This window comes from Nostoc sp., assembly GCF_036917635.1.
Classification (GTDB): Bacteria; Cyanobacteriota; Cyanobacteriia; order Cyanobacteriales; family Nostocaceae; genus Nostoc.
In genome coordinates, this window is the sequence record NZ_JBALCW010000033.1 from 1 (window position 1) to 11,918 (window position 11,918).

Genomic DNA, 11,918 nt, shown 5'->3' on the forward strand with positions numbered 1-11,918 from the left:
GTGGGGTGGGCATCTTGCCCGCCCATATACAAAGGCGGGCAAGATGCCCACCCCACAAGAAGTAGTTGAGTATTTTTTTATTTGGAAGTCCCTAACCAGGTAATTAACTGTCCATGAGGTTGGCCATGACTTCTAAAAGGCAGTGGTGATGCCACGTAGACGACTCCTTCAATTAATTCTGCTTTTTTATTGGGCATTGCTGTATAACGACGTTCAAATTCGTGGCGGGTTAAGCGATCGCCACTTTCTAAAGGAGGGATAAAAGCGCTATTATTTAAGCCATGTTCCACAGAAGCAGCCATTACCTGATTTCTCATCCGTAGGAGTTGTAGCTTGAATCTAACAAAAAAAAGCGCCCCCCATTTCTGGAGAGCGCTTTTTATTTAGTTAAATCTTCAGAATTAACCGTTGATAGCAGGAGCGCTCATTGCGACAGGAGTAACTTCACCAGCAGCTAAATCTAAGGGGAAGTTGTGAGCGTTACGCTCGTGCATTACTTCCATACCCAAGTTAGCGCGGTTGATTACGTCTGCCCAGGTGCTGATGACGCGACCTTGAGAATCAATTACTGATTGGTTGAAGTTGAAACCGTTCAGGTTGAATGCCATCGTGCTGATACCCAAAGCGGTGAACCAGATACCGACGACAGGCCAAGCTGCTAGGAAGAAGTGCAGTGAACGGCTGTTGTTGAAAGAAGCGTATTGGAAGATTAAACGACCGAAGTAGCCGTGGGCTGCAACGATGTTGTAGGTTTCTTCTTCTTGACCAAATTTGTAACCGTAGTTAAGCGACTCGGTTTCGGTGGTTTCACGAACCAAAGAAGAAGTTACTAGAGAACCGTGCATTGCTGAGAACAATGAACCGCCGAATACACCAGCCACACCTAACATGTGGAAGGGGTGCATCAAGATGTTATGTTCTGCTTGGAACACAATCATGAAGTTGAAGGTTCCAGAAATACCCAAAGGCATACCATCAGAGAATGAACCTTGACCGATTGGGTAGATCAAGAATACTGCGGTAGCGGAAGCCAAAGGTGCGCTGTAAGCTACGCAAATCCAAGGACGCATACCTAAGCGGTAAGAAAGTTCCCACTGACGACCCAGGTAGCAAGCGCAACCGATCAAGAAGTGGAAAACTACCAATTGGTAAGGTCCGCCGTTGTACAACCACTCATCTAACGATGCTGCTTCCCATATTGGGTAGAAGTGCAAGCCGATAGCGTTGGAGGAAGGAACAACTGCACCAGAGATGATGTTGTTTCCATAAATCAAGGAACCTGCAACGGGTTCACGGATACCGTCGATGTCTACTGGAGGTGCTGCGATGAAAGCGATTACGAAGCAAACAGTAGCAGCTAGCAGAGTTGGGATCATGAGTACACCAAACCAACCTATATATATACGGTTGTCGGTGCTGGTGATCCACTCGCAAAAGCGATCCCATACGTTAGCGTCAGAGCGCCGTTGTAAGGTTGTGGTCATGGTTTTATAATTGCTATGGGTTGTTAAATATGGAACAAGCAAATTTTGTTTTCGCCTGTTGAAATATAGTCTATATGAATTTACTTTGACGCGATCCCTGAGTTAATATTCTGTAACAGAATTCTTTAATAAGCTCATCGAACTGTAAAATTTTCCTACTATAAACAATAGTGATAAAAGTAGTATATTTAAAGCATTGTAAGCCGTTTCAACACCAAACTAGCTATGACTTTAAATGACGCGATCGCCTATTTTTTTCCCTTTACATTCCTTTACAAATAACAATCAACAAAAATTTTAAGTTTTGTTGATTGTTAACGAAATAATAAGTTGTAAGTTGTCTTATGTTTTATCAAAAATCAAAGTAGATGTAGGGCAAACTGCCTTCAGGAGCTAATAACCAAACAGCGTAAAAACATAGGGGGACGAAGACAAGCTTAAGCGGCCAGTTCAACTCTAACTTTAGTATTCGGTTGAAGGTATAGACTACAGCCATAAGGGCAGCTAAAGCTATAAGTACCCAAGCGAGTTGGTATTGGCTGATATTTAAGGCTTCTACATAAACCTTTTGGGCAAACTGGGCATCAGCTGGATAACCCCAAAGATGTCGAATTACTAAAGAAGAGTCTTGGAGGTTAGGTAAGCGGAACCAAATCCAAGAGGTAAAAACCATCAGTTGAGTTAATAACCAAGCGACAAAGATACCCAGAGGATTTTGCCAGAATTGTTCTAGTTTTTCAAAGCGATCGCTCATAGTATCTGTAAGTCGATGAACCACCAAGGCTAATCCGTGGAATATGCCCCAAACTACATAACCCAAGGCAGCACCGTGCCAGATACCAGCGATTAGCATCACAATAAATAAATTCCAGCAGGTACGGACTAAACCCCGACGGGAACCACCCAAAGGAAAGTAGACGTAGTTACGTAGCCAATCTCCTAGAGTAATATGCCAGCGCCGCCAAAATTCGGAAATATTGGTGCTGAAGTAGGGAAAATCGAAATTCTCAAGTAGAACCAAGCCGAAAAGCATAGCACTACCACGGGCAATATCTACGTAACCGTTGAAATCTAGATATAATTGCAAACCGTAGGCAAATGTAGCCAACCAGAGATCGGTACTACCCGCCCGTTGTAAATTACCAAAACATAAATCAACGAAAATACCAAGGTGGTCTGCAAAAATACCTTTTTTGACTGCACCTCTAGCAATCAACCATAGCGCCTGGGCGACTCTATCGCTATTGGGTAATTCTAGTGTATTGAATTGATTTGCTAAGTTGTGGTAGCGCGTAATCGGTCCTGAAATCAGTTTGACGAAGAATAATTTGTAGGTAGCAAAATTGAGAAAATTATCAGTAGCAGGGGCACCGCGATAGACATCTATTAAATAGGCAATACATTCAAAGGTAAAAAATGAAATACCCAAGGGTGCAATTAATTTAAAAGAACTATCTGGTGAGTTTGTTTGTACATGAAAAACAAATTTGAATAAAGGGGTAAAATACTTATAACCTAATAACAGTAAAACATTTAGAACTATCCCCAACCACAAAACTTTTAACCGACGACGATTCCAGTCACCTTGGGCAAATTGCCACTCTTCATTAGAAATTTGCCAGTCAAGAGAATGTTTTCCTTGCGAGGTATTTTTCCCAATCTCTAGCCCCACACGGAAATTAATATACGTCAATGCTAATAGTAATGGTATGTACTGCATCTGCAAAGATGCGTAGAAAACCAAGCTGGCAATTAGCAGCGTCCATAATCGCAATTTCTGTTGTGCTAAAGACCAATAAATTCCTAGCACACTCAACAAGAACAGCCCATAGAAAATTGATATAAAATTCATTTTTTAGTTATTTGTTATTTGTTATTTGTCATAGGGCATTAATCAATAATTTTTCCCCTGCTTCCCCCACTTCCCCCACTTCCCCCACTTCCCCTGCTCCCCATTCCCCTACTTCACTGGCCAGGGAATCATCGGATCGTTAGCCAGTTTTTTGGAGACTTCGTATGCTCCAAAGCGGTTGAGGTGGCTAGGATCAGAAAAGTAATCATTTGCTTTTGGCCACTGTTGACTCAAATCTCGATAAATAAAGTTGGGATTAGTAGCTAGATGCAGCATATATTGCTGAAATTGTTGCTCATATTGTTTACGCACTGGATCTAAATAATCTTCTGTCAGAGGCATGTTGACAAACACTAAGGAAATTTTCTGAGACTGGGTAAACTGAAGCACTTCTTGAATAGCAGCATCTTGCTGTCCTTCTATTTGGAAAGATTTATAGTCGTTGTCGTAATTCCCCGGAACTCTAGAATGTTTTTGATAGTATCTAGCAGGATTGAAGCGAATTGACAAAGGTAGAAAGCCATCAAAATCAACTGCTTGCTGGGAAGTACTTTCATCTGAAGTACCATCTGTTAGCTGTTTTTGCGATGCAACTGTCTGATTGTTACCAAGTATAAGCAGTTGTTTTTGCAGTAAAGTTTTAATTTGGTCGCGCTTTGGATAGCTACTAGAAAGAGATGCTAGAGCTTGATTTAATGACTGATTGACAGCTTGATAGGCGCTAACTTCCGGTTTTTCTTCTTTGCTCTTTTCTTCTGCCGAATTTACTTTATTTTTAGGCAAATCGCTGCTATTGGCAGTTGTTAGGACTTTTTGGAATGCTTGTTTATAACCAGCCGATGCAGCGATGGATTTAAAGGTAATATCTTCGCGTCCACCGTTGAAAGCACGGGCCCCATCTGCCCAGATAATTATTTTAGGCAGTTCTGATGGTTCTAGTACCTGGCGAATCACAAAGTCTACAACTTGTGCGGTGGCACCATTGATTCCAAAGTTAAATACATCAAGATTTGGATAGCCCTGAGTCGCTAAAGCTTTAGAAAGTGCTGCTGGATCTATTCCTCTAAGGGCGCGGGAGGAGCCAATAATCAACACATCTGGCGGATTACTAGTTCTAGCCAAACGCTGTTTATACAGTGCTAGTTGCTCGTCTAATTGTCTGACATTGAAACTTGGCATTTGCGATCGCGCTGCTAAAAGAATAGCGGTAGCGGTTGCTTTTTCTTTCAGCGGTGCGGCTGCCAAATTATTTGTCGGGGTATTATCACTTTGGGTAAATTCCGAAGCATTAAATACAGAACTCTGATTTGGAGAAGATTTTGTTTGGGAAGTGCTGGTAAAAAATGTTGTTTTCTCACTCTGAGTTTTCCCCGATATCAAAGATGCTTTTTGATCAGAAGATGATGAAGGCAAGACACTGGCTACTTTTAGTGTTGGCGTAGTACTTGCAATAATTCGACCCAACACCCAATCAGTTTGAAGGGTAAGTAATAATCCCAGTGTCCCCCACACTAAAGCAACCTTAAGTCCTTGAACATTAGGGCTTTGTTCTGCTGACTGATTGCTTTCGATAAATAGCTGGCTTTGTAACAGGAATTTTTTCGCGGTTGTACTGGCCGTTGTCAGCCAATTTCGCGCAACTTCTGTGACAAAAGTTTGAACTTCTTCTGTCGTTAAGTCGGGGCGCAAAATTGGCTCACTAGTTTCAGAAGCTACTAGATCGTTAACGTATTTAGAAGTAGCAGCAAATTCTGGAGTTGCTTCTGGTACTAAACGTTGGCGATGCTCAAGATCAACGCCATAATTCCAAAAAGGTTGTTTATTCCCAGCGCGGCGACCGTATACACGTACCCCCATAATACCGGGAATTTTTAACTGGCGGATAAACTGGGTAACTTTAGTTGCTACTTGTTGACGCCCTGGACAAACAGGTGCATCACATAAGATGTGCAATAAATCATTTTTGTTCAGCAGAAGGACGCGAACTCCGCCTGTCAATAAACGCCAATCTAGGTCATGATTGAGTAAACGCTCCAGTAAAAATATGATGGCTGGTTCATCACCAGTATTCGCCAAATCTAGCGGTGATGTGGCAAATGCGGGATATTTTGTTGCAGGTAAAGCTACCCAATCAATCCAAGTTGGTTCATTGTCGCCTGCTTTTTGTCCGTAGATGGTGGCGGCGAGAATGCCTTGAGGTGCGATCGCTTCTAGCTGCGGTAAAATCGCCTCTAAACACACTTCCTTATCGGGGATCGGCGCACTTCCTAAAGGATCAAAAGCTGGGCTACAAAAGATATGTAGCGTTGATTCTTTCAAAAAAGCTTGGACAGCAACTTTTAAGCCTGACAATACCTCAGTTAATAATCGCGCGATCGCTTGTATATCCCCCCAACGCGCCCACTCCTTTAGCATTACCTCTGGTGGCGTCAAATCCACCCGCAACAGCCAATCCGGGGCAGTTTCGCCGCTCACCTGGGAAACAATTACTGCATCTTGGTAGCCGGTGAGCTTGAGATAACGCAACTTTTGTGCTATCGGTTCAGCAAGCAATGATGCATCGGGGCTATAGCTCGACTGGCAAAATATCCACAGGCGATCTTCTTCTGGCTGAGAGTTCTTTGGCTTATATGGCTTAATCTTTGCCTGTACTGATACACCTAACGTACTCAGAGTTTCGCTTAGATATCGAGCGATCGCTTCTGGGTTCCCTTGGCGTGCCAAACTTTCGTTAGAGACAATCAGCGCCCCAGCCGACGGTTTTAATTTTTCCGAATCCTCTAGCAGCGCTTGTACCTGCTCCAGATGCTTATCTAATTGATTCAAGTAAACCCGATGGCACCATTTGGGGCGTTGTTCCCCTTTTCTTCGGCCATAGACAAATACTTGATATATTGAGGGTTGTTCGTCGCTGGTGAGAATATCCAAGTCTGTCTGCTGTAGTGCTTGCAGCAAGTCAGACAAAGTACGCCAACGCTGCGGACATTCTGTACCTTCACAAAGAATATGAAGGTTATTTCCCCGTAACCGGACTTTCACCCCGAAAGTGTTGATCCCTGTTGCTTGGCTTACCCACTGCACTAAGGATTGCTGGCGATCTGGTAATACTGTTTTCATGCTCAGTTAACTTTACAGGAAGCGATTGTTGGGAGATAGTGCCTGCACTTGTAAACTAGAAGCATAGGTCTACCACACTCTGACGTTTTTTTTTAACAATTTTGTTACCTTCGTAGCTCATAAAATCGGCCAAGATAGTCTTGTACAGGTTGCAAGAGGTCTAATGTTGAGTTTTGCGTTTATTTTACTAATAGGGAGTCAAAATTAAGAAGTTAGGAGTTAGGAGGCAGGAGGCAGGAGTCAAAATAATTCTATATGACTAGCTAATGACTTGTCCTTTAAAGCTGAACTTGCATCCCACTGCGCTAACGTCCCTGATAGGCGAAACAAACAACAAGCTTATCTCATTTAAAACTCCCTCTCTTGATGATCTTTGGAGTAATCATAACTTCTAACTCCTAACTCCTAACTTTTAACTTTTAACTCCTAACTTCTTTCGACTCATATTCCCATAACCAAGAATTAGCAATGCCTCCTGCCAATCAACAAGCCTCAACTAACCCCGCATCCAATCTGGATTTCTTTAGCATTCCCCAATCTTTCCTTTTACAAATAGGTACAGCGTCTATATTACTGCTGCTCATTACCGGAAAAACTACAGTAAAAGCCCTAGAAGCCATAGGGGAAGCCAGTGAAGAATTGTTGCGAGGCGATCGCTTACCCAATCTCGACTTCCCAGAGGATAGTGAAACTAATCAAACTTAGAAAATATACACCAAATAATTATTTGCTCAGGAACAACTTGGTGAGCATTAATTGCAAAACCTAGAAGCGTAAACAGTAATTAGCTTTACAACAATAGAGAATATGGGTTCCCTTTTATACTCTTCGTCTCAAACTGCTGATATATACCCGGTGTCGGAATTATTTTTGCGTCATCGTCTCCAGGTAGTGGAAGAATTGTGGGAGTCAGTTCTGAGGCAAGAATGCGGTCAAAACATGGTAGACTTGTTGCGGGAATTGCGCGATTTATGTTCACCAGAAGGACAAGCAACAAATGACCAAGCATCCTCTGCCGTCAAATTAATTGAACAACTAAATATCAACGAAGCAATTCGTGCGGCTCGTGCTTTCGCTCTCTATTTTCAGTTGATTAATATCATAGAGCAGGAATACGAACAACGGCAGCAATTGAGTCGCTATGAAGCAGAAACAGAGGCTACAGAGCCACAAACACCAGCCAATGTCAACTATTCCTCGAATCAAAGAGAAGATGACGCGCCTGTTAGCAAGGGAATTGCAGCAGAGTTTTTGAGAAAAAATTATCAAGAAAAAGCGCCAGTCAAACCAAAAGGTACTTTCGCTGCCTTGTTTCCCTATTTATTCAAACTGAATGTACCACCCCAGCAAATTCAACGTCTAATTAATCATCTGGATGTACGCTTAGTTTTTACAGCACACCCGACGGAAATTGTTCGTCATACCATCCGGGATAAGCAGCGTCAGGTGGTACAACTTTTACAAAAACTGGATGCTTTGGAAAATCATACCGGGACTACACCGGGAGCATATCCTTGGGAAGCAGCAGATGTGCGCGAACAATTGCTCGAAGAAATTCGCCTGTGGTGGCGCACCGACGAACTTCACCAGTTCAAACCCACAGTGCTAGATGAAGTAGATTATGCTTTGCACTATTTTCAAGAAGTTCTATTTGATGGCATTCCTCAACTTTATAAACGTTTCAAACACACTCTATCCGATACCTTTCCTTGGCTAGAACCACCGAGTAAAAACTTTTGCTCTTTCGGTTCCTGGGTAGGTTCAGACAGGGATGGGAACCCATCAGTCACACCCGAAATTACCTGGCAGACAGCTTGCTATCAGCGCAAAATGGTGCTGGGGAGATATATTCAGTCAGTGAAAAATCTGATTGAATTGTTGAGCGTGTCAATGCACTGGAGTGATGTTTTACCAGATTTGCTGGAATCTCTAGAGTTGGATCAGTCCCAGTTGAGTGAGGTATATGACGCACTGGCGCTGCGCTATCGGCAAGAACCCTATCGGCTGAAACTGGCTTATGTACTGAAACGGCTAGAAAATACTCGCGATCGCAATCTAGCTTTGTACAATCGGGAAACGCCAAAAAATCAAGATAGCCCCCTGTATCTTTCAGGAGACGATTTTTTAGCAGAACTGCGGATGATTCAGCGCAACTTGACAGAAACAGGTTTAAGCTGTCGAGAATTAGAAAATCTGATCTGTCAGGTAGAAATTTTTGGTTTTAACTTGACACAGCTAGATATTCGCCAAGAATCATCTCGCCACGCCGATGCGCTCAATGAGATATTAGAATACCTGCAAATATTACCTCAACCTTACAACGAACTATCTGAGGAGCAAAAAGTCGCTTGGCTCACAGGAGAACTGCAAACCCGCAGGCCATTAATTCCGGCAGAATTGCCATTTTCTGAAAAAACCAACGATGTAATTGAAACTTTTCGCATCGTGCGATCGCTTCAACAAGAATTTGGTCTAAATATCTGCCAAACTTACATTATCAGCATGTGCCGCGACGTGAGCGACGTGCTAGAAGTATTGCTTTTAGCCAAAGAAGCCAGACTTTTTGACCCCGCCATCGCTGTCGGAACAATTCAAGTAGTCCCCCTATTTGAGACAGTAGAAGATTTACAACGCTCTAGAAGCGTCATGCGGAAACTGTTTGAACTCCCCTTATATCGCGCTTTATTAGCTGGCGGCTACGAACAAACAAAAACAGAAACTGTTGTGGATGAAAATTCATCCTCCCCTGCCTCCCCTGCCTCCCCTGCCCCCCCTGCCTCCCCTGCCCCCCTCCCCCCAAACTTACAAGAAGTGATGCTGGGGTATTCTGACAGCAATAAAGACTCTGGGTTTTTAAGCAGCAACTGGGAAATTCATAAAGCCCAAAAATCACTGCAAGAAATAGCAGAAAACTATGATGTAAATTTGCGGATTTTCCACGGACGCGGCGGTTCTGTAGGACGGGGTGGTGGTCCTGCTTACGAGGCGATTTTGGCTCAACCGGGTCATAGTATCAATGGGCGAATCAAGATTACCGAACAAGGTGAAGTTTTGGCTTCTAAATACTCCTTGTTGGACTTGGCATTATACCACATGGAAACCATCACCACTGCTGTGATTCAAGCTAGCTTGTTACGGACAGGGTTTGATGATATTGAACCCTGGAATGAGATTATGGAAGAATTAGCAGCGCGATCGCGTCAACATTATCGGGCTTTAATCTACGAACAGCCTGATTTTGTTGACTTCTTCCACGAAGTAACCCCAATTGAAGAAATTAGCCAGCTACAAATTAGTTCCCGTCCAGCCCGCCGTCCATCTGGAAAGAAAGATTTAAGTAGTCTGCGAGCTATTCCTTGGGTATTTAGCTGGACACAAACCCGTTTTTTACTTCCTTCCTGGTACGGCGTTGGCACAGCTTTACAAGAATTCTTGAACGAAGAACCAGAAGAACATTTGAAATTGCTGCGCTACTTTTACGTTAAGTGGCCGTTCTTCAAGATGGTGATTTCTAAGGCTGAGATGACCTTAGCAAAAGTAGATATGCAAATGGCACATCACTACGTCCAGGAATTATCAAAACCAGAAGATAAAGTTCGTTTTGCCAAGGTTTTTGACCAAATTGCTAGCGAGTTCTATCTCACAAGGGATTTGGTATTAAAAATCACCGATCACAATCAACTCTTAGATGGCGATCCTGTCTTGCAACGATCTGTACAATTACGCAATGGCACAATTGTCCCCTTGGGATTTATCCAAGTTTCACTCCTCAAACGTCTACGCCAGTCCCTAAATACTACTGCTACTTCTGGAGTCATTCATTCTCGTTACAGCAAAGGCGAGTTACTGCGAGGAGCATTGTTAACTATTAATGGAATTGCAGCTGGGATGAGAAATACAGGTTGATTGGGAATGGGAGATGAGGGAGTGAGGCAGTAAGTTTTTCCCCTCTACCCCAATAACAAATGACAAATGTCGATTCAGTCATCGGGCGGCGAGCGTCCGTCCCGTTTTACTTGTTCAACCGTCCCGTCAGCCAACTGGTTCGGTAGAACGCGATGACGGGAACCAGGAAAGCAAGACCGGTGAGCAAGGTGCTCCATGTCAGGCTCAACGCATGGGCCAAGGCATCGCCGGCAGCAGTGCCAGCCGTGCGAATGAGTGCCACCGTGATCCAGTAGAGCGATGGCGCGAGAATTTGCCCCCGTCGGCCTATTGTGAGCGTCATCGCCACCAGCGCCCCTACCACCACTGCGGCCCCTGGCGGCGTGAGATGCAGCCGAAAGGACGCGAAGTCGCCCGCGAGGGTGCCAAGGACACCAGCTAACATCATACAGACCCAGTAGCTCGGTGTTACGCGGACGGTATCGCCCAAGGTAGTCACCGCATCAAAAAACCGGCGGTAGACCCAGACCGCGCAAACAAAGAGCGCAAGAACCACCGGTATGGAGACCGCGAAGTCGATGTGCCAATCATGGAACATATCCCCGACGTTGGTAGCCGCCGTGCGAACTGTGATGATGGCAAACCAGAACCACAGTGGTGTGGGTCGGCGGACAATTCGGTCGAGTAGGAGGATTAGAGCGAATAGCCCAGCCAGCCAGGGTAGTCCGTCGAGGTGTCCGAAGTGTAGTTCGTCCCCAACGAAGTCACCAGTGTTGGTGCCGAAAACGCTAGCGGCACAAAGGCAAAACCAGTATCTCGAATCGATGCGGGGTAAAGAGCGCATGCAGTTTTAGAAATTTTACATAATAAATTTTACATAAATATTTCTATTGGCTATGAGTGACAAAAGTAACTGTTTAACCATGACTTTGTATACAACCGGTCGGGTGCAGCGCCTTGTTGGGCTGCTTGTTGGTACATTGCGGGTTTCTGTTATTTACGCTGCTGAAACAGCCAGTCGCGAACACCTTCAATGGTATACGCGATGCGCCATGTATTTTGGTGACCTGCCCCACCAGATGTGCTCTGCCCTGGCGGAATCACTGTGCCTTGTCTGAAGTCCACATAGTAGACGTTACTATTAGGCCCCGCTTGCAGCATAGTTTCTACATCACGCTTGAACTGTGCAGCATTGGCGGTGCCGTCCCACTCGGCACGAGTCACTATCGCTCCATGTTTTTCTAACTCGGCAGTTATGGCGTTCATGCCGGGGTATGCTTTGCTGTCGTCTTGAGACACCACGATCCACAGCTTATTTCTCGCTATGGGTGCGACTTTATTCGCATCCCACTGACCTGCTACAAGCAGGGAAGCCGCAAACAATTGCGGGTGCTTAATGTTCAGCGCAATGGCGGTCATGCATCCCCCAGACTGGCCTGTGCTGTATAAGCGGCTCCCGTCGATGCTGTATCGCTTCTGCAAATCCTGTATAGAACCCATTTGACATCTTTTACTGTGTTGAAGTAAAGTGAGCGCAAAAGTTGTATAAAGTAGTAATGCCATACTCTAGCAGCCTCACA

The 11,918-nt window shown here is 44.4% G+C and carries 7 protein-coding genes and 1 pseudogene; 2 read left to right on the forward strand and 6 right to left on the reverse strand.

What is annotated here, in order from left to right:
* Positions 1–86: 86 nt before the first annotated feature.
* The 4 genes and pseudogenes from V7K32_RS09535 to V7K32_RS09550 form a co-directional block, all read right to left on the reverse strand.
* Positions 87–302, reverse strand: a pseudogene (locus V7K32_RS09535) (Uma2 family endonuclease); the annotation flags it as partial.
* Positions 303–401: 99 nt separating this feature from the next.
* Positions 402–1,484, reverse strand: a complete 1,083-nt coding sequence (gene psbA, locus V7K32_RS09540; RefSeq protein WP_334880648.1) for a photosystem II q(b) protein — start codon at positions 1,482–1,484, stop codon at positions 402–404.
* 352 nt (positions 1,485–1,836) lie between these two features.
* Positions 1,837–3,336 carry an MBOAT family O-acyltransferase gene (locus tag V7K32_RS09545; RefSeq protein ID WP_334992482.1) on the reverse strand — a complete coding sequence of 500 codons (1,500 nt, stop codon included), beginning with the start codon at positions 3,334–3,336 and terminating at the stop codon, positions 1,837–1,839.
* A 108-nt stretch (positions 3,337–3,444) separates the two neighbouring features.
* Positions 3,445–6,453: a DUF1574 family protein gene (locus V7K32_RS09550; protein ID WP_334992484.1), complete on the reverse strand. Its 3,009-nt coding sequence runs from the start codon at positions 6,451–6,453 to the stop codon at positions 3,445–3,447.
* A 468-nt stretch (positions 6,454–6,921) separates the two neighbouring features.
* Between V7K32_RS09550 and V7K32_RS09555 the strand changes: the two genes are divergently transcribed.
* Positions 6,922–7,158: a hypothetical protein gene (locus tag V7K32_RS09555; protein WP_334992486.1), complete on the forward strand. Its 237-nt coding sequence runs from the start codon at positions 6,922–6,924 to the stop codon at positions 7,156–7,158.
* A gap of 102 nt (positions 7,159–7,260) precedes the next feature.
* Entirely contained in the window at positions 7,261–10,359 is a 3,099-nt protein-coding gene (locus V7K32_RS09560) for a phosphoenolpyruvate carboxylase (protein ID WP_334992488.1), read from the forward strand.
* 106 nt (positions 10,360–10,465) lie between these two features.
* On the opposite strand, the gene V7K32_RS09565 is transcribed toward V7K32_RS09560, so the two are convergent.
* Positions 10,466–10,936, reverse strand: coding sequence for a hypothetical protein (locus V7K32_RS09565; protein WP_334992490.1), 471 nt, complete (start codon positions 10,934–10,936; stop codon positions 10,466–10,468).
* Positions 10,937–11,331: 395 nt separating this feature from the next.
* Positions 11,332–11,901, reverse strand: a complete 570-nt coding sequence (locus V7K32_RS09570; RefSeq protein ID WP_334992492.1) for a prolyl oligopeptidase family serine peptidase — start codon at positions 11,899–11,901, stop codon at positions 11,332–11,334.
* Positions 11,902–11,918: the final 17 nt, after the last annotated feature.